The sequence below is a fragment of the Streptomyces sp. NPDC057486 genome (genome assembly GCF_042802415.1).
Lineage (GTDB): Bacteria > Actinomycetota > Actinomycetes > Streptomycetales > Streptomycetaceae > Streptomyces > Streptomyces yanii.
Window position 1 is genome coordinate 25209 of sequence record NZ_JBHVEE010000007.1, and the last position, 25194, is coordinate 50402.

General features: G+C 70.9%; 22 protein-coding genes and 1 pseudogene. 14 read left to right on the plus strand and 9 right to left on the minus strand.

What is annotated here, in order from left to right; all coding sequences use genetic code 11:
* Positions 1-22 precede the first annotated feature (22 nt).
* The 3 genes from ACFU6I_RS05620 (at position 23) to ACFU6I_RS05630 (ending at position 5260) form a co-directional block, all read left to right on the plus strand.
* The gene (locus ACFU6I_RS05620) at positions 23-952 is read left to right on the plus strand and encodes a slipin family protein (RefSeq protein WP_384361966.1); all 930 of its coding nucleotides are present in this window, start codon (positions 23-25) and stop codon (positions 950-952) included.
* 97 nt (positions 953-1049) lie between these two features.
* Entirely contained in the window at positions 1050-3971 is a 2922-nt protein-coding gene (locus ACFU6I_RS05625) for a DEAD/DEAH box helicase (protein ID WP_384361969.1), read from the plus strand.
* Positions 3968-5260, plus strand: a complete 1293-nt coding sequence (locus ACFU6I_RS05630) for an SWIM zinc finger family protein (protein WP_384361972.1) — start codon at positions 3968-3970, stop codon at positions 5258-5260. The genes ACFU6I_RS05625 and ACFU6I_RS05630 overlap by 4 nt, the downstream gene beginning before the upstream one ends.
* A gap of 223 nt (positions 5261-5483) precedes the next feature.
* On the opposite strand, the gene ACFU6I_RS05635 is transcribed toward ACFU6I_RS05630, so the two are convergent.
* Positions 5484-5942: a DUF3574 domain-containing protein gene (locus ACFU6I_RS05635; RefSeq protein WP_384362217.1), complete on the minus strand. Its 459-nt coding sequence runs from the start codon at positions 5940-5942 to the stop codon at positions 5484-5486.
* 305 nt (positions 5943-6247) lie between these two features.
* Here ACFU6I_RS05635 and ACFU6I_RS05640 point away from each other — a divergent pair, with 305 nt between their 5' ends.
* The gene (locus tag ACFU6I_RS05640) at positions 6248-6979 is read left to right on the plus strand and encodes a hypothetical protein (protein WP_266986876.1); all 732 of its coding nucleotides are present in this window, start codon (positions 6248-6250) and stop codon (positions 6977-6979) included.
* A gap of 32 nt (positions 6980-7011) precedes the next feature.
* Positions 7012-7097 (plus strand): annotated as a pseudogene (locus ACFU6I_RS05645).
* Between the two features lie 280 nt (positions 7098-7377).
* Here ACFU6I_RS05645 and ACFU6I_RS05650 read toward each other — a convergent pair.
* Positions 7378-8031 carry a peptidase gene (locus ACFU6I_RS05650; protein ID WP_384361974.1) on the minus strand — a complete coding sequence of 218 codons (654 nt, stop codon included), beginning with the start codon at positions 8029-8031 and terminating at the stop codon, positions 7378-7380.
* Positions 8028-9239 (minus strand): pyridoxal phosphate-dependent aminotransferase, encoded by a 1212-nt coding sequence (locus tag ACFU6I_RS05655; protein WP_384361976.1) that lies wholly within the window; start codon positions 9237-9239, stop codon positions 8028-8030. Before ACFU6I_RS05655 ends, ACFU6I_RS05650 begins: the two co-directional genes overlap by 4 nt.
* Positions 9240-9324: 85 nt before the next feature.
* Between ACFU6I_RS05655 and ACFU6I_RS05660 the strand changes: the two genes are divergently transcribed.
* The 3 genes from ACFU6I_RS05660 to ACFU6I_RS05670 all read left to right on the plus strand — a co-directional run bounded on the left by ACFU6I_RS05660 (position 9325) and on the right by ACFU6I_RS05670 (position 11622).
* The gene (locus tag ACFU6I_RS05660; protein ID WP_384361979.1) at positions 9325-10002 is read left to right on the plus strand and encodes a winged helix-turn-helix transcriptional regulator; all 678 of its coding nucleotides are present in this window, start codon (positions 9325-9327) and stop codon (positions 10000-10002) included.
* A 136-nt stretch (positions 10003-10138) separates the two neighbouring features.
* Positions 10139-10672, plus strand: a complete 534-nt coding sequence (locus tag ACFU6I_RS05665; RefSeq protein WP_384361981.1) for a cupin domain-containing protein — start codon at positions 10139-10141, stop codon at positions 10670-10672.
* A gap of 302 nt (positions 10673-10974) precedes the next feature.
* Positions 10975-11622 carry a uridine kinase gene (locus tag ACFU6I_RS05670; protein ID WP_384361983.1) on the plus strand — a complete coding sequence of 216 codons (648 nt, stop codon included), beginning with the start codon at positions 10975-10977 and terminating at the stop codon, positions 11620-11622.
* Position 11623: 1 nt separating this feature from the next.
* Here ACFU6I_RS05670 and ACFU6I_RS05675 read toward each other — a convergent pair whose 3' ends face one another.
* Together ACFU6I_RS05675 and ACFU6I_RS05680 are read right to left on the minus strand one after the other, a co-directional pair.
* Complete coding sequence (locus tag ACFU6I_RS05675; RefSeq protein WP_384361986.1) at positions 11624-12520, minus strand: carbohydrate kinase family protein; 897 nt, start codon at positions 12518-12520, stop codon at positions 11624-11626.
* Positions 12517-13497, minus strand: coding sequence for a pseudouridine-5'-phosphate glycosidase (locus ACFU6I_RS05680; protein ID WP_384361989.1), 981 nt, complete (start codon positions 13495-13497; stop codon positions 12517-12519). Before ACFU6I_RS05680 ends, ACFU6I_RS05675 begins: the two co-directional genes overlap by 4 nt.
* Before the next feature lie 239 nt (positions 13498-13736).
* On the opposite strand from ACFU6I_RS05680, the gene ACFU6I_RS05685 reads away from it, so the two are divergent.
* Positions 13737-14099, plus strand: coding sequence for a cupin domain-containing protein (locus ACFU6I_RS05685; protein ID WP_384361992.1), 363 nt, complete (start codon positions 13737-13739; stop codon positions 14097-14099).
* A gap of 63 nt (positions 14100-14162) precedes the next feature.
* On the opposite strand, the gene ACFU6I_RS05690 is transcribed toward ACFU6I_RS05685, so the two are convergent.
* From ACFU6I_RS05690 to ACFU6I_RS05700, 3 genes are all read right to left on the minus strand, one after another.
* Complete coding sequence (locus ACFU6I_RS05690; RefSeq protein ID WP_384361995.1) at positions 14163-15470, minus strand: MFS transporter; 1308 nt, start codon at positions 15468-15470, stop codon at positions 14163-14165.
* A gap of 69 nt (positions 15471-15539) precedes the next feature.
* Entirely contained in the window at positions 15540-16109 is a 570-nt protein-coding gene (locus ACFU6I_RS05695) for a methylated-DNA--[protein]-cysteine S-methyltransferase (protein ID WP_384361998.1), read from the minus strand.
* A 56-nt stretch (positions 16110-16165) separates the two neighbouring features.
* Positions 16166-17110 (minus strand): glycerophosphodiester phosphodiesterase, encoded by a 945-nt coding sequence (locus tag ACFU6I_RS05700; protein WP_384362000.1) that lies wholly within the window; start codon positions 17108-17110, stop codon positions 16166-16168.
* Positions 17111-17323: 213 nt separating this feature from the next.
* On the opposite strand from ACFU6I_RS05700, the gene ACFU6I_RS05705 reads away from it, so the two are divergent.
* From ACFU6I_RS05705 to ACFU6I_RS05725, 5 genes are all read left to right on the plus strand, one after another.
* A complete protein-coding gene (locus ACFU6I_RS05705) occupies positions 17324-18211 on the plus strand; it encodes an MHYT domain-containing protein (RefSeq protein ID WP_384362002.1) in 888 nt (295 codons plus the stop codon).
* A gap of 39 nt (positions 18212-18250) precedes the next feature.
* Positions 18251-20407: an excinuclease ABC subunit UvrB gene (uvrB, locus tag ACFU6I_RS05710; protein WP_384362004.1), complete on the plus strand. Its 2157-nt coding sequence runs from the start codon at positions 18251-18253 to the stop codon at positions 20405-20407.
* A 128-nt stretch (positions 20408-20535) separates the two neighbouring features.
* Entirely contained in the window at positions 20536-21114 is a 579-nt protein-coding gene (locus ACFU6I_RS05715) for a TerD family protein (protein WP_030919738.1), read from the plus strand.
* A gap of 147 nt (positions 21115-21261) precedes the next feature.
* A complete protein-coding gene (locus ACFU6I_RS05720; RefSeq protein WP_384362007.1) occupies positions 21262-23253 on the plus strand; it encodes a TerD family protein in 1992 nt (663 codons plus the stop codon).
* Between the two features lie 244 nt (positions 23254-23497).
* Positions 23498-24490 carry a TerC family protein gene (locus tag ACFU6I_RS05725; protein WP_384362009.1) on the plus strand — a complete coding sequence of 331 codons (993 nt, stop codon included), beginning with the start codon at positions 23498-23500 and terminating at the stop codon, positions 24488-24490.
* 47 nt (positions 24491-24537) lie between these two features.
* Here the strand turns inward: ACFU6I_RS05725 and ACFU6I_RS05730 are convergent, their stop codons facing one another.
* Positions 24538-25194, minus strand: coding sequence for an MBL fold metallo-hydrolase (locus tag ACFU6I_RS05730; RefSeq protein WP_384362012.1), 657 nt, complete (start codon positions 25192-25194; stop codon positions 24538-24540).

Genomic DNA, 25194 nt, shown 5'->3' on the forward strand with positions numbered 1-25194 from the left:
TTCCGGCTTTCAGGGGGCCGTCATGGTCGAACAACTGGTGGTCGCGATAGCGGCGGCGGCGTCCGTGGGTGTGGTCTACGCGGCGGCGGCTGCGCGGGTCGTGAAGCAGTACGAACGGGGCGTCGTGCTGCGGCTCGGCAGGCTGCGAAACGATGTGCGCGGCCCCGGATTCACCATGATCCTTCCCGGCGTCGATCGGCTGCGGAAGGTCAATATGCAGATCGTGACGATGCCCGTGCCCGCGCAGGACGGCATCACGAGGGACAACGTGACGGTGCGGGTGGATGCGGTCATCTACTTCAAGGTGGTCGATCCGGCGAGCGCGATCGTGGAGGTCGAGGACTACCGGTTCGCGGTGTTGCAGATGGCGCAGACATCCCTGCGGTCGATCATCGGCAAGAGCGACCTCGACGACCTGCTGTCGAACCGGGAGAAGCTGAACCAGGGCCTGGAGCTCATGATCGACAGCCCTGCGGTGGGCTGGGGCGTGCAGATCGACCGAGTGGAGATCAAGGACGTATCGCTGCCGGAGACGATGAAGCGCTCCATGGCGCGCCAGGCCGAGGCCGACCGCGAGCGGCGCGCGCGGGTCATCAACGCGGACGCGGAGCTGCAGGCATCGAAGAAGCTGGCGGAAGCGGCCGGCGAGATGTCCGCCCAGCCGGCCGCGTTGCAGCTGCGACTGCTGCAGACCGTGGTCGCGGTCGCGGCGGAGAAGAACTCCACACTGGTGCTGCCGTTCCCGGTGGAGCTGCTCCGCTTCCTTGAGCGGGCGCAGCAGCCCGCACCGATGCAGCAGGAACTGCAACAACCGCAGCCGGAGCCGCAGCCTCAGCCGCAACAGGCGCCGCCCGTGGCGCCCGCGGCGGCGCCTCCGCCTGCACCTGCCGGCGCGCCGGTGGTCTCCGGGCCCACGCGGGTCGCCCGCTCCAAGCCGCTCGCCAGGCACTGACCTGAGCCTGCCGGCCGGGGACCGGTTGTCAGACCCCCCGCCTAGACTCGCGTAGTCAGTGGGACGGGACGACCGAGCGCGGGACGGGAGGGGAGCGATGACCTCGGCAGGACGTGTGCAACAGGACGCGCAGGACGTGGCCACGGCTCGCTTCCTGCGGTGCGCTGCCGTCTTCCTGCCCGCGTCGCTGCCGAGGGACGGGCGAGTCGCCTTCTGGGACCCGGACGACGGTCCGCTTCCGGAGATCGAGCCGGCCGGTCCGGCCGAGGGCGCCGAGATCACTGTCGTGCGGCGTCACGGGCAGCAGGGTGAGGTGCGTGTTCGCGCCGTGCCCGCCGTCCTGCTGCCCGTGGCCGACGCTCTGCCGCTGCTGGTCCGCGCCCGGCACCGGCAGTCCGCTCATCCGGCCGCCCGCTGTTGGGGAGCGGCCGCGCTCCATGGGCTCAACCTGGTGGCACGCGGCCGACTGGTCCCCGGTCTGACGGCCGAGGACCACGACGCATGGCGGGCCGGTCCGCGCGACGCCGAGGACGTCGCCCATCTGCGCGCGATCGCCGCTGCCATGCCGCCCGAGGCACATGCCGTCCCGCTCCCCGACCGCTCACCGCTCCAGCTCCCGGACCCCGAGTCTCTGGTCGGTGCGTTCCTCGACGCGGTCGCCGACACCCTGCCCCGGACACCCGCGGCGGCGTACGCGATGGGGGCCCCCTTCGCGGCCCGCGAGGCCCAGCACCTGCCCGGTGCCCGTGACTGGGCCGCCGAGGTCGCTGCCGGTCTGGACGCGGGGGTACGGGTGTCGCTCCGGCTCGACCTGTCGGCGTACGAACTCTTCGACACCGCCGACACGTACGGCGGCCCCGGCGCCGACGACACCACCGAAGACACCGCGGACATCCACCGCGGCGCCGCGCGGCATGCCGCCGCGGCGATCACGCAGGTGCACAGCCTGGCCGACCCGACGTACGTCATCGACGCCGCCGCACTGTGGAACGGCGGTGGCGGGGAACCGTTCGGGCCGCGGGCCAGGATCGATGCCGTGCTCGCACTGCGCCGCGCCGCCCGCGTCTGGGCGCCGCTGGAACGGCTGCTGGACCTGCCGGTTCCCGACGTGCTCGCCCTCACCGAGGACGAGCTGTACGAGCTGCTGAGCGACGCCGGGGCGCGTCTGGCGGCGGCAGGCGTGAGCGTCCACTGGCCGCGGGAACTCGTCCGCTCCCTCACGGCGACCGCCGTCGTAAGGCCCGCGCCCGGCTCGGCCACCGACGGCACCTCGTTCTTCGACGCCGAGCAGCTCTTCTCCTTCAACTGGCAGCTGTCGCTGGGCGACGAGCGGCTCACCGAGCGGGAGATGGACATACTCGCGGAGGCCCACCGCCCGGTGGTGCGCCTGCGGGACCAGTGGGTCGTCGTCGACCCCGCGCTCGTACGCAAGGCACGCAAGCGTGAGCTCGGCCTGCTCGACCCGGTGGACGCCCTCGCCGTCGCGCTGACCGGCAGCGCGGAGGTGGACGGCGAACAGGTCGAGGCGGTGCCCGCCGGTGCCCTCGCCGAACTCCGCACCCGCATCCTCGCCGACGACGCCACCGTCGAGCCGCCGCCCGGGCTGGACGCCACGCTCCGCGACTACCAACTGCGCGGCCTGGCCTGGCTCGACCGGATGACATCACTCGGCCTCGGCGGCTGCCTCGCCGACGACATGGGACTCGGCAAGACCATCACCGTCATCGCGCTGCATCTGCGCCGCGCGCACCCCGCACCCACCCTGGTGATCTGCCCCGCCTCCCTCCTGGGCAACTGGCACCGGGAGATCAACCGCTTCGCCCCGGGTGTTCCCGTCCGCCGCTTCCACGGCACCGACCGCACGCTCGACGACCCGGACGACGGCTTCGTCCTCACCACGTACGGAACGATGCGGTCCAGCGCCGCCGAACTCGCGCAGCACAGCTGGGGACTTGTCGTCGCCGACGAGGCGCAGCACGTGAAGAATCCGCACTCGTCCACCGCGAAGGCGCTGCGCACCATCCCGGCCCCGGCCAGGATCGCCCTCACCGGCACCCCCGTGGAGAACAACCTCTCCGAGCTCTGGGCCCTGCTCGACTGGACCACCCCCGGGCTGCTCGGCCCCCTCAAGGCGTTCCGTGCGCGGCACGCCCGGATCGTCGAGAACACGGGCACCGCGGCAGGACTCGGGAACGAGGAAGCGGTCGAGCGCCTCTCCCGGCTGGTCAGGCCGTTCCTGCTGCGCCGCAAGAAGTCCGACCCGGGCATCGCCCCGGAGCTGCCGCCGAAGACGGAGACCGACCACCCCGTCTTCCTCACCCGTGAACAGGCCACGCTGTACGAGGCGGCGGTACGCGAGACGATGGCGTTCATCGAGGCCTCCGAAGGCATCGCCCGCCGCGGACTGATCATGAAGCTGCTGGCCTCGCTCAAGCAGATCTGCAACCACCCCGCGCAGTATCTGAAGGAGGAGCCGACCCGCCTCATCGGCCGTTCCGGCAAGCTCGCCCTGCTCGACGAACTCCTCGACACGATCCTCGCCGAGGACGGTTCCGTGCTGATCTTCACCCAGTACGTGACGATGGCCCGGATCCTCTCCGCCCATCTCGCCTCGCGCGCCGTCCCGTCCCAGCTCCTGCACGGCGGTACGCCGGTGGCCGAACGGGAACGGATGGTGGACCGCTTCCAGTCCGGCGAGGTACCCGTCTTCCTGCTCTCCCTCAAGGCGGCGGGCACCGGACTGAACCTCACCCGCGCCGCCCACGTCATCCACTACGACCGCTGGTGGAACCCGGCGGTCGAGGAGCAGGCCACCGACCGCGCGTACCGCATCGGCCAGACCCAGCCCGTCCAGGTGCACCGGCTGATCGCGGAAGGCACCGTCGAGGACCGCATCGGCGAGATGCTGGCGGCCAAGCAGGCCCTGGCCGACGCGGTGCTCGGCACCGGGGAGACCGCGCTGACCGAACTCAGCGACCGTGACCTCGCCGACCTCGTCTCGCTCCGGAGGCCGTCGTGAGCCCCCGCTCCCGGCCCGCGTCGTACGTCCGCGCCCGCCCCGGCCCCGACGACCTGAGGCGCACCTTCGACGCCGTGCCGCCCCGCACGTCCGACGCCGGCGAACCGTTCGCGGACAGCTGGTGGGGCCGGTCCTGGGTGGCGGCGCTGGAGTCCCTGTCGATGGACGAGGGGCGCCTCGCCCGCGGCCGTACGTATGCCGACAGTGGCCATGTTGCCGCGATCACCGTGACTCCCGGCCGCGTCGTCGCCTACGTCCAGGGCAGCCGCCCCCGCCCGTACCGGACCGAACTGCGGCTGCGGACCCTCACCGACACCGGCTGGGACACCTTCCTCGACGCCGTCGCCGAACGGCCCGGCCATCTCTCCGCGCTGCTCGCCAAGGAGATGCCGCACGGCCTGGTCGACACGGCGGCCGAGACCGGCATCGGACTGCTGCCCGCCGCGGACGACCTCGACCCGAGCTGCTCCTGCCCCGACCACGGCTGGCCCTGCAAGCACGTCGCCGCCCTCTGCTACCAGATGGCCCGTCTGCTCGACACCGACCCCTTCGTCCTCCTGCTGCTGCGCGGCCGGGGCGAGCGCGAACTCGTCGAGGAGCTGGGCCGGCGCAATGCCGCGCACTCCGCCCGGGAACGGCCCACGGCCGCCGCCACCCCCTCCGTGCCGGCGCGTGAGGCGTTCGCCGACCGATTCCTGCCCCCGTTGCCCTCCCCGCTCCCGGAACCCGCGCATCCCGGCCAGCCGCCCTCGTACCCGGAACTGCCCGGCGCCCGCGACCCGCTCGCCCTCGACCACCTCGCCACCGACGCGGCGGCCCGCGCGCTCACGCTCCTCACCACCGGACACGATCCGCTCGCCGGGCTCACCCCCTGGCAGGACGCCGTCCGGCTGGCCGCCGCCCGTCCCACCGCCGGGCTCACCGCCACCACCCGCGCCCTCTACCGCGAGCTCGCCTACGCCACCGGCCGCACCACCACCGACCTGGCCCGCGCCGTCGCCGCCTGGCGCCAGGGCGGCGCCGAAGGGCTGGACGTCCTGGAGAATCCCTGGGACCCCCCGGCCGGTCCCTTCGACCGGGCCCGCCCCGCCCTCGCGGCCGGCGACTTTCCCCGCTTCCAGCCCTGGCGCAACCACCTCACCCACCCCGAGGGCATACTCCAGCTCCGCTTCGGCCACGACGGCCGCTGGTACGGCTACGAATCGGACCGGGACAAGGACGACTGGTGGCCCCGCGCGATGCCGGACACCGACCCGGTGGGCGCACTCATGGCTCTGCTCGGCCGCTGACACCGGCTCCGCCCGGATTCCTTGTCTGTCCGCCGGCTCCGCAGGTGGACGAGGACAGCGATCAGCAACGCGACGGTGACCGGAAGAAGGATCGGTCGCGCTTTCCGGAACGACTCGTTCCCCTGCTGGGCCGGCCCGCGGTCGGCGCGGTGCGCCGACGCTGCGATCGGCCGCATGGCCGCAGTCGTCGCGGCGGCCGTGCGCCCCAGGGCGGGCGGTGTCGTCAGAAATCGGCGGTCGTACGCTCGTCCAGGCGGCCCACCGAGTTCTGGGCGTATGCGTTCTCGTACGCGTTGCGGATCCGTTCGATCTGCGAATCGCGCACGCGTGACTCGGTCGCCGGGTAGAGCAGGATCACCTCGTAACTGCGCTCCCGCGCGATCATCCCGCGGGAGTCGCGCCACTGGCCGCGGCCGTCCTGGATGGTGAGGCCCTTCGGGAAGCGTGGGGTGATCTCCTCGTCGACGAAGGCGAGGAACTGCTGGTCGGTCACCATGGGCCCGCCGTCCGGGCGTTCCGTACCGAAGAGCAGCCGGGTCTCCATGTAGGCCTTGCCGCGGGCTAGAGCGGTCGACGCAACGGGCTTCGAGGCCGCGGGCGGGCCGCTGCCGAGGGTGGCGTACGCGACAGGTTCGCCCACGGCCAGTACGGCGAAGGCGGCGGCTGCCACCGTGAGTGCGATGGGCCGCCTCGGGCCGTGCCGGCTGTCGTTGCTGAAGGTGTCCGGGCTCGGGTGGCCGGAGCGGCTGGTCGAGTGGGGGAGGAGCGACAAGGGGGTGGCCTTCGTTCGGAGGAGGGGGGTGGACGCGGACCGCGCGCGGCTCACTGTGACAAGGGGCTCGCACCGGAGAGCGGCGGGACATGGCGGCGCGGGGGAAATCACCCGTACCGGTGACGGGGCAGGCGTGGGAGACGGAGTAGCCGGAGAGCGGATCTTCGCCAAAAACCCTTCGTTCCCGTCGGGTTGGCGGTGCTAACTTCCCTCGCGTGGCGAAACTCAATCAGATCATCGCAGTGGAGAAAGGCGTCAAGTCCAAGGCTCACCAGGACCTGACGGCGGCACATCACGGCCTCCAGAAGGCCGGGCTGCTGGCCGGGATCTCCCGGACCTACCAGCCGAAGGACGAGGAGGGTGAGCAGCTTCCGCCCGAGTCGACGCTGGTGCAGATCAAGGCCGAGGACGTGCTGCGGAACACCGCGGCGACGCTGACCCGGCTTTTCGATGTGACCGCCACGAAGGACTGGGCGAACTGTGCGGCCCGCGCGGACGTGAAGGTCGACGGCCGCGTGCTCGTGGCCGAGGTGCCGGTGTCGTATCTGCTCTTCCTGGAGAAGCAGCTGACGGACATCAATACGTTCGTGCGCAAGCTGCCGGTGCTCGACGCCGCCGAGGCGTGGACCCAGGACCCGTCGACGGACTCCTGGAAGACCGAACCGGTCCGCACGCTCCGCACGAAGAAGGTGCCCCGCAACCACGTGAAGGCGGAGGCCACCGAGAAGCACCCGGCGCAGGTCGAGGTGTACTACGAGGACGTCCCGATCGGCTACTGGACGACCGTGAAGTTCTCCGGGGCACTTCCCGCGCGGCGCATCAACGAACTCCTGGACCGGGTGGAGAAGCTCCAGCAGGCCGTGAAGTTCGCCCGCGAGGAGGCCAACGGCGTGGACGTCACCGACCAGCGGGTGGGTGATGCGGTATTCGGCTACCTCTTCGGGTAGCCGACCATGGATTCCCCGGCCGCATTGTCACGGCCGGGGTGCGCGAGGAGCGCAAGCTGAAACTGAAGCTTGTCGTGACGGCGCGGTTCCAGTGGAGGTTCGAGTCCTCCCCCCGGCATTTGCGTACATCCCTGTACGCGGGCGGGCCGGGGTAGCCCAAATGGCAGAGGCAGACCGCGATCAATCTCAGACTCTTGCTCCAGACTCAGCATTCGCCGCCGATCGCCGGATCAAACGGGCTCGGGCCCATGCGCGTCGAGATGTTGGTTCGACTCCAACCCGCGGAGCTTCGATCTGCGGTCGTCTAAAGGAAGGACGCGGCGACATTACGACTGACCCGGGCTCTTAAAAGTGCCGGCGTGCCGAATGGGCGGCATCACTCAGGGCCCGGGGGCCGGCTACGCCCCCGGGTCCGCTCCCGTTTCCGGTCCCTGCCGCGTTCCGTCGGCGAGCGATACCCCGCGTCCGGCGAAGAACCGCTCGAAGTCGGGCAGGGACAGTTCCGCGGCCCGCGTCGTGGCCGTCGTGCCCGACGGGTTGTGGAAGTGGACCCCGTGGCCGTCCGGCGTACGGGACGTCAGCAACACCAGATGACCGCCCCGGCCCGGAGCCGGCCGCTCCGGATGCCGGATCCCGTAGTGCACCGACGCCATCACCGTCCGCCCCTCGTCCAGCAGGGCCACGATCTCGTCCGTCGACAGGTGGCGGTGGACGGTGGCATCGAGGCCGTGCACCTCCCGGACGTACTGTGCGAAGGGCGCGTAGACCAGACCCCGGATCGCCCCCTCGGCATCCTCCGTGTACGCGCCGTACTTGAGCGCTCCGTCACGCAGGGCGAACAGCGGAGGGGCGCCGGCGCCGAGCGCCATGCGCAGACAGGTCACACCGCACAGGTGACCTGCCCAGCGCGCGTACTCGGCGGGTGATTCCGCCCCCGAGTCCGCCCAGCCCGGGTCGGTGGCCGGATCGAGTCCGCCCTCGACGATCGAGCCCACGAGTTCGGGCGAGGCGAACTGCGTATGGACGGCGAACCGGCAGGTGGGGCAGGTCACTGGCGGTATCCGTTCAGGAAGCGGCCGATGCGGCTGATCGCCGCGTCGAGATCGTCGGCGTACGGGAGGGTCAGGATCCGGAAGTGGTCGGGACGCGGCCAGTTGAAGCCTGTGCCCTGAACCACCTGTATCTTCTCCCGCAGCAGCAGATCGAGGACGAACTTCTCGTCGTCGACGATGTTGTGCACCTTGGGATCGATGCGTGGGAACGCGTACAGCGCGCCCTTCGGCTTCACGCACGACACTCCGGGGATCTCGTTGAGCTTCTCCCAGGCCCGGTTGCGCTGCTCGTACAGCCTGCCGCCCGGAGCCACCAGTTCCCGGATGGACTGCCGGCCGCCGAGCGCGGCCTGGATGGCGTACTGCGCGGGGGCGTTCGGGCACAGCCGCATGGAGGCGAGCATCGTCAGGCCCTCCAGATAGTTGCGGGCGTGCTGCTGCGGGCCGGACACCACCATCCAGCCGGAGCGGAATCCCGCCACCCGGTACGTCTTCGACAGGCCGCTGAAGGTGAGACAGAGCAGGTCGGGGGCGAGGACTGCCACGCTGTGGTGCTCGGCGTCGTCGTACAGGATCTGGTCGTAGATCTCATCGGCGAGGACCAGCAGACCGTGCCTGCGCGCCAGGTCGAGGATGCCTTCCAGGATCTCGCGCGGATAGACGGCGCCGGTCGGGTTGTTCGGGTTGATGATCACGACGGCCTTGGTGCGGTCGGTGATCTTCGATGCCATGTCGGCGAGGTCCGGATTCCAGTCCGACGCCTCGTCGCAGGTGTAGTGCACGGCCTTGCCGCCCGCGAGGGTGACCACCGCGGTCCACAGCGGATAGTCGGGCGACGGGATCAGCACCTCGTCGCCGTCCTCCAGCAGCGCCTGTACGGACATGGAGATCAGCTCGGACACCCCGTTGCCGAGGAAGATGTCGTCCACCCCGACATCGGTCAGCCCCATCGCCTGGTAGCGCTGCGCCACCGCGCGGCGGGCGGAGAGGATGCCGCGCGAATCGCTGTAGCCGTGGGCCTGCGGGAGCATCCGGATCATGTCCTGGACGATCTCCTCGGGAGCCTCGAATCCGAAGAGTGCGGGGTTGCCCGTGTTGAGGCGGAGCACGCTGTGGCCCGCCTCCTCCAGGGCGTTGGCGTGCTCGATGACCGGGCCACGGATCTCGTAACAGACCTCGTTGAGCTTGCTGGACTGCCGGAATTCCATGTGGTGCCTCCCCGACCCGATTGCGATACTTGGTTTTACCAAGCCTGGGCTTGGAAAGTCCAACAACATGTCTAGACTGCGTCGCATGCCACGTCAGCAGCAGCCACCCGCACGCCCCGCGCGCCGCCGGAGTTACGACCAGTTCTGCGCCACCGCGCGGGCCCTCGACTCCGTGGGGGACCGCTGGACCCTGCTGATCGTCCGTGAACTGCTGGCGGGGCCGCGTCGCTACACCGATCTGCACGCCGACCTTCCCGGTGTCAGTACGGACGTCCTCGCGTCCCGGCTCAAGGACATGGAGCAGGGCGGACTGGCCACCCGTCGCAGGCTGCCGCCGCCCGCCGCCGCGGCGGTGTACGAACTGACCGAGCGCGGCCACGGGTTGCTGCCGGTCCTCGTCGCGCTCGCCGAGTGGGGCACGCCGGCGATCGGTGAGCGGCGGCCGACCGACGCGGTGCGGGCACACTGGTTCGCGCTGCCGCTGCTCCGTGCGCTGGACGGGCTGACCCACGCGGGAGTGGTCGAAGTCCGCCTCGATGAGGGGGAGTTCCACGTGCGCGTGGGCGGATCGAGTGGACCGGCCGACGGTACGGGGGTGTACGGGGACGGACCCGCCACTCACGCGGATGCCCGGATCGTGCTCGACGACGAGGTCTGTCTCGCGCTCGGGCGAGGCGAGTTCACGCTCGCCGAGGCCGTGAAGGACGGGCTGATCGAGGTCGCGGGCGAGGGAGCGCTGGCCGCTGAGCTGCGCGGCGCGTGACGCTTGCGGGGTCGTCGCGCCGGCCTCGGCGAGGACCTTCCCGAAGACCTCCGTGTCCGGGTGGTTCCGAGGTTCAACTCCCGGGTAGCGTCGGGGCATTTGGGATGCCCGGGACACCGAGGCGGAGGGGATTCGCGTGAGGTTCGGCAGACGGCAGGGGCAGCACGAACAGCAGGATCCGCAAGGGGCACCGGAACAGCAGGGGCCGCAGGGGCGAGTGGGTAAGGCCCTGGTCATCGGCGGCTGCGTGGCGGCGCTCGGCTTCGTGCCGTCGGCGGCACTCGCCACTCCCGGCAGCGGGGTGAGCGGCACGGTTGTCGCGAAGGGCACATCGGCCGGCAAGCTGAAGGTGAAGACGCCGAAGGGCCGTACGGACGTGACCTTCCGGACGATCACGGTGGAGCCGGGCGGCTCCACCGGCTGGCACACCCACAGCGGCCAACTGATCGCCGTGGTCAAGTCGGGGACGCTGACGCGCACTCTGGACGACTGCTCGGTCGAGGTGACGCCTGCGGGCACGTCGTTCATCGAACCGTCCGGGTCCAAGCACCGCCACATCGGACGGAATCTGGGCACCGAGCCGGTCGTGCTCTGGGTGACCTATCTGCTGCCCGAGGGAAGCGCGCTCTCCGACGACGCCGAAGCGGTGGACTGCGGCGCGCGGAAGTGACGTAGCGCGTGACGCTCGCCGGCCGCCGACGCCGACCGGCGGGCGTCTTCCCGCACGAGGACCGGAGCGAAGGGTGATGGACGGGGAGAATCCGGTGGCGGAGGACGGGGCGGGCACGCGCGGTCCCGTCCCGGCGCGCCGTCGGCCCTCGCGCAGGAACTGCCGCAGGCGCTCGGCACAGGACGCCCCGGCCTCCCCACCGGACGGGGGGATCGCATGCCGCCCCCGCCCGGCCATGACGAGGCGCCCTGCCGGTGGGACGGCCGACGCCGGCGCACCGATCCTGGGGCGATGATGGTCGGGTGCGATTCGAAGCGATCACCTGGGAACGGCTGGCCGAAACCTTTGCCGGGTACGCCGACGGGCTGAAGCCGTCGGACGGCGGGCCGTGGCTCAAGGTCGGCGTCGACGGCGCTCCGGCCGCCCGCACCGGGGAGCTGGCCGAGCGTGTCGCGCAGGAGCTGAGGATCCGTGGCCGCGCCGTGCTCGTCGTGTCCACCGAGGGGTTCCTGCGCCCGGCGAGCCTTCGCTACGAGTACGGCAAGCAGGACCCCGACTCGTACGTCGACGGCTGGTTCGACACGGGAGCCCTCTGGCGTGAGGTGCTCGGGCCGCTGGAGGCGGGCGGCAGTGGGCGGGTGCTGCCCGATCTGTGGGACCCGGTGACGGACCGGGCCACCCGCAGCCCGTATCAACACCTTCCTGAAGGCGGTGTGCTGGTGATGCACGGGCCGTTGCTGCTCGGGCACTGGTTCCCGTTCGACCTGAGTCTTCATCTGCGGCTCTCGCCGGGTGCGCTGCGACGGCGCACGGAGGAGAGCGAGCGGTGGACTCTGCCCGCTTTCGCGCGGTACGAGGAGGAGGTGGAGCCCGCCGGGCGTGCGGACGCGGTCGTCCGGGCCGACGATCCGCTCCACCCCGCCTGGACCGGGCTGCCCGGGGGCGGGTAGGTCACCCGCCGGGCCGGCCGCCGACCGTTGCGACCGCTTCGGCCCCCGACCGGCAGCCCGCCGCCGCGGCCGTGGCCTCGTCCGCCCCCGCCAGCCGCGCCGCGAGGAACCCTCCGGTGAACGCGTCGCCCGCCCCGGTGGAGTCCACCGCCGCGCGCACCGGGACGGCGGGAACACGTCCGGTCACCGTCCCTCCGGCGGCGAGCAGGGCACCCTCCTCGCCCAGGGTGACGACGACCCGAGGGAACATCAGGCTCAGCTTGGCGGCGGCGTCGGCCGGCTCGGGGAGTCCGGTGAGCAGCCGGGCCTCGTCCGCGTTCGGCAGCAGCAGCTCCGCTCCCTCCACGGCCGCCAGGAACGTGTCGACGCCGAGTGCGGCGAGGAAGCCCGCGGAGGCCGGATCCACGCTCGCCGGGATGTTCCGCCGCCGGGCCTCCCGCAGGGCGAGCAGGGCCGTCGCGCGGCTCGTCGCGGCGAAGAGGAGATAGCCGGACAGATGCAGATGCGCGATGCCGTCGAGCAGGGACGGCGACCAGTCGGCGGGGCTGAGGCGCAGCACGGCGCCGCTGTCGGTGAGGAAGGTGCGTTCGGCCGCGGAATCGACGAGCGCGACGACGGTGGCGGTCGGCGCTCCGTCGTCCACCACCAGCAGAGGACGCACCCCCGCCCGCCGCAGCACATCCTCGTGCCAGGCCGCGGAGTCCGTGCCCACCCGCGCCAGCAGTCGCACGTCCCGGCAGCCCGAACGCGCCGCCCAGCAGGCGGCATTGGCGCCGGCTCCGCCCGGCAGCGTGCTGATCCGGGCCGCCGTGTCCGTGCCGTGGACGAGTGGCGAGACATGCCGGGCCACCACGTCCGTGACCACGTCCCCGATGACGAGCAGGCTGCCGCCGGTCACCGGGGTCCTGCCGATTCCCGCTCCAGCGGTCCCTCCTGGACCCTGGCCCAGGCGATGGCGATCCGCGCCGCAAGCGATACGTTTCCGCGTACCGCCGCCACGTTGGCGTCCAGCGACGCCCCTCCGGTCTGCCGCATCAGATGGTCGAGCAGGAAGGGTGTGACGGCCTGGCCCGTGATGCCGCGCTCCCGGCACGCGTCCAGCGCCTCCGCCAGTACGCGGTCGTGCAGGGCAGGATCCAGCTGGTCCCTCTGCGGTACGGGGTTGGCGACGATCAGAGCCGCGGGGGGACCGCCGAGCGTGTCCCCGGCCCGCATCACCTCCGCGACATCCTCGGGCGTACGCACCGTCCAGTCCACCGGCTCCCCCGAACTGCTGAGATAGAAGCCGGGGAAGTGCTCCGTGCGGTAGCCGAGCACTCCGACCCCGAGTGTCTCCAGGCGCTGCAGTGTCGCGGGGACGTCCAGGATCGACTTCACGCCCGCGCACACCACGGTGATGTCGGTCCGTGCGAGCAGCCGGAGATCCGCGGACTCGTCCTGGGTCTCGGTCCACTCCCGGTGTACACCGCCGAGGCCGCCCGTCGCGAAGACGCGCAGCCCGGCGCGGGCCGCGAGGAACGCTGTCGCGGACACGGTCGTCGCCCCGCTCGCTTTTGCCGCCAGCGCCGGAGCGAGGTCCCGGTGTCCGAGCTTGCGCATCGTCGGATCCTCGGCGACCCGTTCCAACTCGGACTTGTCCAGGCCGACATGGGCCCTGCCGTTCAGTACGGCAATCGTCGCGGGGACCGCCCCCGCGGACCGTACGAGCTCTTCCAGCTCTTCCGCGACCCGTAGATTCCGGGGGCGCGGCAGACCGTGCGCGATGATCGTCGACTCCAGTGCCACGACGGGGCGGTGCGCGGCGAGAGCTTCCCGTACCTCGGTGGAGAGGGCCGGTGCGTACGGGTGGGCGCGGTGCGGCGCGTTCGGTGACATGTCCACATCCCTGTCGCGGGCGGTCCGACCTCAAACGTGTCCCGGGAGCCGAACAGCCACCGGCTGTGGGCCCTTCCCTTCCGCGACGTGTCGCCCGTCGCCGTCGTGCACGCCGAAAGCACCACGTCGACACCACCGCGGCAGCCGGACGGCGCACCCGCACGCGAAGGGCCGGCCGGCCTTCTTCCAGTCGGTCCTGGTGGCACGACGGTCCGGTGCGGCCGCTAGGGTGACCGACCATGACCACACTTGATCAAGCTCCCGCCTCCTTCTCCGTGCACATCCCGGACGCCGACCTCGAACCGGAACCGCTCGACCCGGCGCAGATCGTCTCGGGCGAGCCCGTGGTGACCGGAAAGGTGCTCTGGGAGTCGCCGGACGGCAAGCAGCTGCGGGGGATCTGGCAGATCACGCCCGGCGTGGTCACCGACACCGAGGCCAACGAGCTGTTCGTGGTCGTCAGCGGGCGTGCGACCGTCGCGGTCGAGGACGGCGAGACGCTGGAGATCGGCCCGGGGGACGCCTGCGTCCTGCGCGAGGGCGACCGTACGACGTGGACGGTGCACGAGACACTGCGCAAGGCCTACCACATCAGCCTCTGAGCGCCCGGCGCCCGCCAGGCGGGCGCCCGCGGTCCGGTGCCGCTGCCAGGTCCCGCGGCCCCGTCAGGTGGTGACGGGCCGGGACAGCGCCCGGCGGAGCGCCAGCACCGCCATCGGAAGCAACAGACAGGCGCCGGCCGCGTTCAGCCAGCCGTAACCCGCCTGGGAGACGATCACCCCGGCGACCGCGCCGCCGATGCCCGCAGCCGTGTTCATGGTCAGGTCCGACAGACCCTGCACGGCGGCGCGGGCGGGCTGCGGCACGGAGTCGGTGAGGAGTGCCGAACCGGCCACCAGACCCGCCGACCAGCCGAGCCCGAGTGCGAACAGGCCGACGGCCGTCCGGCCATGACTGGGACCGGCCGTGCCGGCCAGCAGCGCTGCGCAGGACAGCAGCCCGACGGCCAGACCGATCACGGCGAGCCGTCCGAAGCGGTCGGAGAGCCAGCCCATCACCGGTGAGAACGCGTACATGCCCGCGATGTGGCCGCTGATGACCAGGCCGATCAGCTGCAGGTCCGCGCCGTGGTGGCCCAGATCGACCGGGGTCATCACCATGATCGACACCATCGCGGTGTGCGATCCGGCCACCGTCACCAGCGCCAGCCGGGCCATCGGCGAGGCCCGCACCGCCGCGATGCCCGCCCGCAGCGAACGGCCGCCCGCGGAGCGGCTGTCCTGCGGGGCCAGCGCACGCGCGGTGAGCAGCGGATCGGGCCGCAGCAGCACCGCGACCACCACCGCGGCGAGCAGGAAGATCCCGGCAGCCCAGAGGAACGGTCCGGCCGTCTCGGGTATGGAGGTGGACCGGAAGACCCGGCCCGCCGGAGCCGCAATGTTGGGGCCGAGGACCGAACCGATCGTGGTGGCCCAGATGACGGTGGAGATCGCCCGGCCGCGACGGTCCGGCTCGGCCAGGTCGGCGGCGGCGAACCGCGCCTGCAGATTGGCCGACGAACCGGCACCGAACCCGGCCATGCCGAGCAGCAGCAACGGGAAACTGCCCACGACGGCGGCCACGACCACCATCCCCGCGCCCAGCGCACCGATCAGGTACGCGAGAACGAGGCCGGGACGTCGGCCCCGCGAGGTCATCAGTGCGGCCAGCGGCAACGACAGCAGCGCCGTGCCGGTCACCGACGCGGTCGGCGCGAGACCCGACAGCGCCTCGGATCCGCTCACCTGTGTTGCCAGCACGGGGGCCAGGGCGATACCGATCGGCACACCGAGGCCGCCGAGGATCTGAGAGACGATCAGCACTGCGGACGTCCTGCGCCGAAGAGCGGGCAGCTCCGCCGCCGTGACGGGTGCCGCCCCGGTGGGCCCGCCTGGTTCGCCGGGGGAGTCAGGTGCATCGAGGGTGTTGGTCACTGACGGAGTGTGCCAGCTCGCACGTGGGTACGAAAATGGGTTCCGGGTGTCGATCGGGGTTACGCGGGCTCAGAACAGCGGCTGCGGCAGAACTCCTTCCAGCGCCAGCAGCTGCCGCTTGGTCTCCAGCCCGCCGCCGAACCCGCCGAGTCCGCCGTCGCTCTCCACCACCCGGTGGCAGGGCACCACCACGGGCAGCGGGTTGGACCCCATGGCCGCCCCGACCGCCTGCGCGGCCCCCGGCTGCCCGACCCGCGCGGCGAGATCCCCGTACCCGACGACCGTTCCGTACGGCACGCCCGTCGCCAGCTCGCGGAGCACCTGGCGGTTGAAGCCCGAGGTCAGCGACCAGTCCAGGTCGAGCGAGAACTCCCGCAACGAACCGGCGAAGTACTCCACGAGCTGGCGTATCGGCTCGGCGAGGCGCCCGGCACCGGGCACCTCCACCGGCTCCGTCCCGAGACGGGTGCGCAACAGCCCGACCGCCCTGTCCCGCACGGCGGGTCCAGCGTGGAAGACCACGCTCACCAGCCCCGCGTCGGTCGCGGCGAGCAGCAGCGGCCCGATGTCACTCCCGACGACAGCCCACTCGACCCTGCCGTCGGCATCGCCTCCGTCGGCGCCCCCGTTGTTGTTCATGGAATCCACCGTACGACCGGCCACTGACAACGGGGGCGGGATGCTCCCTCCGGCCGTCAGCCGGTGGCCTTGCGCACCACGTCGGGGGTGTTGGTGATGATCCCGTCCACGCCGAGGAGGTCCACCTTCACGGCGGTCGCCGCATCGTTGACCGTCCAGGTGTTGACCCTCAGCTTCTTGCCGTGTGCGCCGTCCAGCGCGTGCACGGCGGCGACGTAGTCGGCGCCGATCGACGTGTACGACGGGTTGATCTGGTCGGTGAACGCCGCGTACGACGTCAGATCGGCGATCGCGGGGGTGCCGAGGAAGCCGGTGGTGATGTCCGGACGCTGCCGATGGACCTTCTTCAGACTGCCCGCGTCGAAGCTCTGGATCACGAGTCGGCTCCTGACATGATCGCGGTCGAGCCATCCGGCCCGGCGCAGCACCCGCAGGGTCTTCTTCTCGATGCCCGGATAGAGTTTCGGGCTCTTGATCTCCAGCAGCAGCTTCTGCCGGTTGCGCCCGATCCGGTCCAGGTACTGCCTGAGCGTGGGGACCCGGGTCCCCGTGTACCGCACACCGAACCAGCTGCCCGCGTCCAGCCGGGCGATCTCCGCGGACGTGAAGTCCTTGACCGCCCAAGGCGCACGATCGGGGAAGACGTCCTCGACGTCGGTGGTCCGCTTCAGATCGGTGTCGTGGATGACGACCGGCACACCGTCCCTGGTGAGCTGGACATCGTTCTCCACCCAGTCGAAGCCGAGACGATCGGCCCTGTCGACGGCGGCCAGGGTGTTCTCCGGCGCGTACGCCGAGGCGCCCCGGTGGGCGAAGACGACCGGGGCGGCGTCGGACCTCCCGCCGGCCTGCGCGCCGACCGTCCGGATGCCGGTCACCGTCTCCGTTCCCGTGGCCGAGCCGGTGTCCGTGGCCGGTGGGCGGGGGGTGGGAAGCAGCAGCGCGCCGACGCCCAGCAGGGCGGCGGCGGCGAGGGAGACGGTTGCGGTGCGTGTGTGCACGTGTACTCCTTGCGGCAGAGCGACGGACGGGCCGAGTGCGACAGCCGTCTCCCGACCAGGGGCGGGCGAAGGATGGCCATCACGTGAACGCGGCAGGCAGGACGGGGTCACGGGCCGGTTTCCGGGTCGATAAAATGCAGCTCTTCTGTTTGTCTGCCGGGACTTGCGCCTTAGGGTCACCCCGAACCCGGGCTTCTCGAAGGGCGTACGAGCATGCAGGGCACAATCGACGGTTTCAGCTATGGAGTGGTGACGCCCATCGCGGCGTTCCTCATGGCGTGCCTCGGCGCGGCCCTCGGGCTGCGCTGCACGACGCGGTCGCTGCGCACCGAGCGTTCCTTCAAGGCCGGCTGGCTCGCCCTCGGGGCCACTTCCATCGGCTCCGGCATTTGGACGATGCACTTCATCGCGATGATGGGCTTCAGCGTCGACGAGACGTCGATCGGCTACGACACCCCGATCACGTTCGCCAGCCTGGCCATCGCGATCGTCATGGTCGGTATCGGCATCTTCATCGTCGGCTATCGGGGCGCCACCCCCATGGCCCTGGTCACCGGCGGCACCATCACCGGACTCGGCGTGGCCACCATGCACTATCTCGGCATGGCCGGCATGCGCCTCGAGGGACAGCTCGAGTACGACACGCTCACCGTTTCGCTCTCCGTCGTCATCGCCGTCGTCGCCTCCACGACCGCACTGTGGTCGGCGGTCTCCATCCACGGCTTCCTGCCGAGCCTCGGCGCCAGCGTGGTGATGGGCGTGGCCGTGAGCGGGATGCACTACACGGGCATGGCCGCGCTCAGTGTCCATCTGCACCCCGCGGCCGTCGCGGAGTCCGTGACCGACAGCGGGCCGACCTCGGCCCTGATCCCGCTGATGATCGGCCCGGCCTGCTTCCTCCTGCTCGCCGCGGTGGTCGTCATGTTCGATCCCCTGGTGGTGCTGGGCTCCCCGGAGTGGGACGACCCCCGGAACGGAGTCGGCGCCGGTCGGCCCCCCGGCATCCCCGCCCAGCGCCAGGTCCCGCGCTTCGGTACCCACGCCGACCCGGCGTCGTTCCAGTCGCGGCACCGGGACTCTCCGCGGCCCCGGGACCGGTGATCGGGCCCGGTTGTCAGTGGGGGGTCGTACCGTGGTTCCATGCGGCCCGTTTCGAAGATCGAACGTTCGGTGGCGCCTTTCGAGGTCGTCAGTCCCTACCAGCCCAGCGGTGACCAGCCCACTGCCATCGCCGAGCTGGAGCGGCGTATCCGGGCAGGTGAGAAGGATGTCGTGCTGCTCGGCGCGACCGGCACCGGTAAGTCGGCGACCACCGCCTGGATGATCGAGAAGCTGCAGCGCCCCACCCTGGTGATGGCGCCGAACAAGACCCTCGCCGCCCAGCTGGCGAACGAGTTCCGCGAGCTGCTCCCCAACAACGCCGTCGAGTACTTCGTCTCGTACTACGACTACTACCAGCCCGAGGCGTACATCCCGCAGTCGGACACCTACATCGAGAAGGACTCGTCGATCAACGACGAGGTCGAACGACTGCGCCACTCCGCGACGAACTCGCTGCTCACCCGCCGCGACGTCGTCGTGGTCGCCTCGGTCTCCTGCATCTACGGCCTCGGTACGCCGCAGGAGTACGTGGACCGCATGGTCCCGCTCACGGTGGGGGAGGAGATCGACCGCGACCAGCTGCTGCGCCGCTTCGTAGAGATCCAGTACACGCGCAACGACGTCGCGTTCACCCGTGGCACCTTCCGGGTGCGCGGCGACACCATCGAGATCTTCCCGGTCTACGAGGAGCTCGCCGTCCGCATCGAGATGTTCGGCGACGAGATCGAGGCGCTCTCCACCCTCCATCCGCTCACCGGCGAGGTGATCAGCGAGGACCGCGAGCTCTACGTCTTCCCCGCCAGCCATTACGTGGCGGGCCCGGAGCGCATGGAGAAGGCGGTCAACGGCATCGAGCGGGAGCTGCAGGAGCGCCTCGACGAGCTGGAGAAGCAGGGCAAGCTGCTGGAGGCCCAGCGGCTGCGGATGCGCACCACGTACGACATCGAGATGATGCGTCAGATCGGCACCTGCTCCGGCATCGAGAACTACTCGATGCACATGGACGGCCGCGAGCCCGGCACCGCCCCCAACACCCTCCTCGACTACTTCCCCGAGGACTTCCTGCTCGTCATCGACGAGTCGCATGTCACCGTGCCGCAGATCGGGGCGATGTACGAGGGCGACGCCTCCCGCAAGCGCAGCCTCGTCGACCACGGCTTCCGGCTGCCGTCCGCCCTCGACAACCGCCCCCTGAGGTGGGAGGAGTTCACGGAGCGGATCGGCCAGACCGTCTATCTCTCCGCCACCCCGGGCAAGTACGAGCTGTCCCGCGGCGACGGGTTCGTGGAGCAGATCATCCGCCCCACCGGCCTCGTCGACCCGGAGGTCGTCGTCAAGCCCACCGAGGGCCAGATCGACGACCTGGTGCACGAGATCCGCAGGCGCACGGAGAAGGACGAGCGGGTCCTGGTCACCACCCTCACCAAGAAGATGTCCGAGGATCTCACGGACTACTTCCTGGAGCTGGGCATCCAGGTCCGTTATCTCCACAGCGACGTCGACACCCTCCGCCGCATCGAGCTGCTGCGCGAACTGCGCGCCGGGGAGTACGACGTCCTGGTCGGCATCAACCTCCTCCGCGAGGGCCTCGACCTGCCCGAGGTATCCCTGGTGGCCATCCTCGACGCCGACAAGGAGGGCTTCCTGCGCTCCGGGACGTCCCTCATCCAGACCATCGGTCGCGCGGCCCGCAATGTGTCCGGCCAGGTCCATATGTACGCGGACAAGATCACCCCGGCGATGGAGAAGGCCATCGAGGAGACCAACCGGCGCCGGGAGAAGCAGATCGCGTACAACACCGAGCGCGGGATCGATCCGCAGCCGCTGCGCAAGAAGATCAACGACATCGTGGCGACGATCGCCCGCGAGGAGATCGACACCGAGGAGCTGCTCGGCACCGGCTACCGCCAGGGGAAGGCCGTCAAGGCCCCCGTTCCCGCGCTCAGTGGCAAGGCGGGCAAGGCAGGCAAGGCGGGCAAGGCGGGCAAGGCGGGCAAGGCGGCCGGGGCCAAGAAGGCCGACGCGGTGGTCACGGACCGGCCCGCCACCGAACTCGCCGGGATCATCGAGGAGATGACCGACCGGATGCGGGCAGCCGCCGCGGACCTGCAGTTCGAAGTGGCCGCCCGACTGCGCGACGAGGTGGGCGAGTTGAAGAAGGAGTTGCGCCAGATGCGGGAGGCGGGCCTCGCCTGACCCACCGCAGCCGGTGTGTTGCAAGACCGACACAAAAATGCTCCGAGGCTGCTGAGCCTTCGGCGTGACTGCGTAGGGTGCTGGGCATCCGCACGGACCGGTGCGGGGCAGCGGAGAGGGGACAGCGCGTGACGGTCAACATGACCAAGGGCCAGGCCATCAGCCTGCAGAAGAGCGACGGGGGGACCCTGACCGCGGTACGGATGGGGCTCGGCTGGCAGGCGGCGCCCCGCCGCGGTCTGTTCGGCTCGCGCACACGGGAGATCGACCTGGACGCCTCGGCGGTGCTGTTCGCCGACAAGCAGCCGGTCGACGTGGTCTTCTTCCGTCACCTCGTCAGCGACGACGGCTCGGTGAAGCACACCGGCGACAACCTGGTCGGAGGCGCCGGTTCCGGTGGCGACGACGAGGCGATCCTCGTCGACCTGCAGCGGGTGCCGGTTCACATCGACCAGATCGTCTTCACGGTGAACTCCTTCACCGGCCAGACGTTCCAGGAGGTGCAGAACGCGTTCTGCCGCATCGTCGACGAGACCAACGGCCAGGAGCTCGCCCGCTACACGCTGGACGGCGGCGGCCAGTACACCGCCCAGATCATGGCCAAGGTGCACCGCGTGGGCGCCGGGTGGCAGATGACCGCTCTCGGCAACCCGGCCAACGGCCGCACCTTCCAGGACCTGATGCCGGCGATCCTGCCGCACCTGTAGGAACAGCCGGACCCCTCGGGTCCGTATCGGTAGGGGCAGCTCCCGGAGGCAACGGCCGCCGGGAGCTGCCCCGCATGGCGCCGCACCACGGCATCACGCCGACAGACAGCGCACCGCGCAGCATCAACTCGTCGAGGGGACAGGGCAATGACGGCCGAGCTGGTCCGGGGGCAGAACCACACCTTGCCCCAGACCCGTCTGGAGATCCGGGTATCGGCCGGTACGCCCGTCGTGGCCGGTGCCACGCTCGGCGACGAGCAGGGCACGGTGCACGGCATCGAGTGGATCGCCCACCCGGGCTCGCCCCAGCTGCCCGGACTCGAAGTGTCCAAGCAGGCCGCCGCCGCGCACCGGCTCGCCGTGGACCTCGACGCCCTGCCCGCCTCGGTGCACCGCGTCACCGTGCTGCTGGCGCTGCCCATGGGCGTCGGCGGCCCGGTCAGGTTCGGTGCGGTCGCCGCTCCCTTCGTCGCTGTCACGGGTCTCGAAGGCACCGAGATCGCCACCTTCACCCTCACCGGTCTCGACAGCGAGTCCGCGGTCGCCGCCCTGGAGCTCTACCGCCGCCAGGGTGCCTGGAAGGTCCGCGCGGTCGGCCAGGGCTATGCGGGCGGTCTCGCCGCGATGCTCGCCGACCAGGGGGTTTCCGGTGCGCAGGAGCTGGCCCGGTCGGTCCATGAGGCGGTCGCCCGGGGCTTGGCCCGCTCGGTGGCGCCGCCCCCTCCCCGCACCCCGGAAGGCGACCGGGTCCGCCACGCCGGCACGGCCTCCGGCCAGCAGCCGCCCGCGACACCTCCCGCCGCACCGATGGGCGACCCGGCCCCGGCAGCCACACCATTGCCCGGCCCCGCACAACCCCGACCGGCAGGCGACGCGGTCCCCACCGCGGGGCCCACCCCGGGCCCCGCCACGAGTGGCCCCATCAACTACGCACACCCGCGCCGCCAGTCCACGGCGCCCCCGCCGCCCCCGCCCACCGCACCGCCCGCCGAACCGGGCCGGCCCGCCCAGCCCGTCGCCGGGGACGCGACCGGCTGGTCCATGGAGGAGCGTCTCTACAACCAGGTCTGGGGCATGTTCGAGGATCTGGCCCGCACCACCGCCGCCTACCGCAGCGCCGTCGACTTCGCCGAGTCCCGCATGGACCAGGAGCTCGACCGGGCCCTGTCCGACCCGCGCAACCGGATCGGAGGAGCGGGCGACCGGGCCCGCGAGGAGGCCCGCGCCAAGCGCGACCAGCTGACCGACCGGGCCCGCGAGGCGCTCGACCGCGATCTCGCCCAGCTCGCCGCCGAGTCCGCGGTCGTCGAACCCGCACTCCCCGCCGCGTACGCGGGCTGGGACAACCCCGTCTGGCACGCCTACCGCGTCCCCATGGAGATCCCCATGGCCCTGCGGATCGGCGACCTCCATCTGCCCGAGAGAACCGACCTGCGCATCCCGCTGCTCGTACGGCTGCCGCTGGAGCGCGGAATCTGGGTCGACAGCGGGCGTACAGCCTCCGAGGCGGCGTCCCTGACCGGTCCGGACCAGCTCCGCCGCCTCGCCATGGAGAACGCAGTCGCGCACGCGGCCCGGCTGCTCGCCGTCTACCCGGCGGACGAGTTCACCGTCCATGTCATCGACCCCGCGGGCTCGGCCGCGGCGGCGCTCGCGCCCCTGGTCGACTCCGGGGTGCTTGCCGCGCCCCCCGGCGCCGGCGCCCAGGGAGTGGCCTCGGTCCTCGCCCACCTCACCCGGCGCGTCGACCTCGTGCAGATGGCGATCCGGGCCGGCGCCTCCGACGCGCTCCCGCCGGACCTGGACACCGCCGAGCAGTTGTTGATCGTCAACGACTTCCCGCACGGCTTCGACGACCGGGCCGTCACCCAGCTGCGCTACCTCGCGGACGAGGGCCCCTCGGTCGGCGTCCACCTGCTGATGGTTGCGGACCGGGAGGACGCGAGCGCGTACGGGCCGGTGCTCGACCCGCTCTGGCGCTCCCTGCTGCGGATCACCCCGGTCGCCGACGATCACTTGGCCGATCCCTGGGTCGGCCACGCCTGGACGTACGAGCCGCTGAGGACTCCGCCCGGCAGCCGGGTGCTGCAGAACGTGCTCGCCCAGGTGGCAGCCGCCCGTCGCGGCGGGCGGCCTTGACCCATCGGACCATTCCTGACCTGCACTTTTGAAAGATCTTTTTGCTGGCCTTTACCTTTTCTTGGTGTTCCCTGTACTGTTCTTCGAACGGAGGGGAGTACTCCCATACGCGACGCGCCCGTCAGTACGGACTGTGACCGGTCCCGGGGCGTCGGCCGTGGCGCGCATCCCGTGCGCCGGGGTGGAAGAGACCTCCGGCAGCGACGACGCTGATCAGTAGCCGTAGCGAACTGCCGGAGGCGCAGTGGACGTTTCATGGACCCTCTGGGCGCTGACCATTTTTGGTCTGTCAGCCCTTATCGCCGTCGACTTCTTCATCGGGCGCAAGCCTCATGACGTGACGACCAAGGAAGCCGGAATCTGGACGATCATCTGGATCGCGCTGGCCGTGCTCTTCGGGCTCGGCCTGCTCGTGTTCGGCGAGAGCCAGGCATCGGGTGAGTTCTTCGCCGGCTTCATCACCGAGAAGTCGCTCAGTGTGGACAACCTCTTCGTCTTCGTCCTGATCATGGCGAAGTTCTCGGTGCCGTCCCATCTCCAGCAGCGCGTGCTGCTGGTCGGCGTGCTGATCGCGCTGGTTCTGCGAGCGATCTTCATCGCCGCGGGCGCCGCGGTCATCGCCAACTTCTCGTGGGTCTTCTACATCTTCGGCGCGTTCCTGATCTACACCGCCTGGAAGCTCATCCAGGAGGCGCGGGCCGACGAGGAGGAGGACGATTTCGAGGAGAACCGCCTCCTCAAGTCGATCGAACGCCGCTTCGGTGTCGCCGACAGGTACCACGGCACCAAGCTCTTCATCAGGAACAACGGCAAGCGCGTCCTGACCCCGCTGATGGTCGTCATGCTCGCCATTGGCACCACCGATGTGCTGTTCGCGCTGGACTCCATCCCCGCGATCTTCGGGCTGACCCAGGACCCGTACATCGTCTTCACCGCCAACGCCTTCGCCCTGATGGGGCTGCGGCAGCTGTACTTCCTCATCGGCGGTCTGCTGAAGAAGCTGGTCCACCTCAGCTACGGGCTCTCGGTCATCCTCGGCTTCATCGGCGTCAAGCTGGTGCTGCACGCCCTGCACGAGTCCGGGGTGCATGTCCCCGAGATCTCGATCCCGGTCTCGCTCGGCGTCATCTGCGGCGTGCTGGTGATCACCACGATCACCAGCCTCATCGCCAACAAGAAGCAGGCCGCGGCCGAGGCCGACCGTGAGGCGGAGGAGAGTTCCCGCATCGAGGCCTGATGCGGCGGTGCGGGTGGGCGGTGCAACCGCTCACCCGCACTCTCGTGTCACCAGCCGCGTGCGCGCCACTCGGGCAGCTGCGGACGCTCGTCGCCGAGCGTCGTGTCGTGGCCGTGGCCCGGATAGACCCAGGTCTCGTCGGGCAGCACGTCGAAGAGCTTGGTCTCCACGTCGTGGAGCAGGCTCGCGAACGCTTCGGGGTCCTTGCGGGTATTGCCGACCCCGCCGGGGAAGAGGCAGTCCCCGGTGAACAGATGCGGGGCGCCGTGCGGGTCGTCGTAGGCCAGCGCGATGGAGCCCGGGGTGTGACCGACCAGATGGCGCGCGGTCAGGGTGACCTGCCCCACCCGGATCGTGTCGTCGTCGTCGACCAGCACATCGGTCGGGACCGGGATGCCCTCGGCGTCGTACCGCCCCGCATAGGTGCGCGCACCGGTGGCCGCCACCACCTCGCCCAGCGCCTGCCAGTGGTCGCCGTGCTGATGGGTGGTGACGACGGACGCGATGGAGTCGTCACCGATCAGCCGCAGCAGGGTGGGGGCCTCGGCGGCCGCGTCGATCAGGAGCTGCTCGCCGGTGGCCCGGCAGCGCAGCAGATAGGCGTTGTTGTTCATCGGGCCGACGGCGACCTTGGAGATCATCAGGTCCGTCAACTCGTGTACATCCGCAGGTCCGCCGACCTTGACCGTTCCGCTGTACGTCAT

Coding starts and splice junctions, on each gene's coding strand:
- ACFU6I_RS05620 (WP_384361966.1), top strand. CDS start 23: ATGGTCGAACAACTGGTGGTCGCGATAGCGGCGGCGGCGTCCGTGGGT.
- ACFU6I_RS05625 (WP_384361969.1), top strand. CDS start 1,050: ATGACCTCGGCAGGACGTGTGCAACAGGACGCGCAGGACGTGGCCACG.
- ACFU6I_RS05655 (WP_384361976.1), bottom strand. CDS start 9,239: ATGGAATTCCGGCAGTCCAGCAAGCTCAACGAGGTCTGTTACGAGATC.
- ACFU6I_RS05660 (WP_384361979.1), top strand. CDS start 9,325: ATGCCACGTCAGCAGCAGCCACCCGCACGCCCCGCGCGCCGCCGGAGT.
- ACFU6I_RS05680 (WP_384361989.1), bottom strand. CDS start 13,497: ATGTCACCGAACGCGCCGCACCGCGCCCACCCGTACGCACCGGCCCTC.
- ACFU6I_RS05685 (WP_384361992.1), top strand. CDS start 13,737: ATGACCACACTTGATCAAGCTCCCGCCTCCTTCTCCGTGCACATCCCG.
- ACFU6I_RS05695 (WP_384361998.1), bottom strand. CDS start 16,109: ATGAACAACAACGGGGGCGCCGACGGAGGCGATGCCGACGGCAGGGTC.
- ACFU6I_RS05705 (WP_384362002.1), top strand. CDS start 17,324: ATGCAGGGCACAATCGACGGTTTCAGCTATGGAGTGGTGACGCCCATC.
- uvrB (WP_384362004.1), top strand. CDS start 18,251: ATGCGGCCCGTTTCGAAGATCGAACGTTCGGTGGCGCCTTTCGAGGTC.
- ACFU6I_RS05720 (WP_384362007.1), top strand. CDS start 21,262: ATGACGGCCGAGCTGGTCCGGGGGCAGAACCACACCTTGCCCCAGACC.
- ACFU6I_RS05730 (WP_384362012.1), bottom strand. CDS start 25,194: ATGACGTACAGCGGAACGGTCAAGGTCGGCGGACCTGCGGATGTACAC.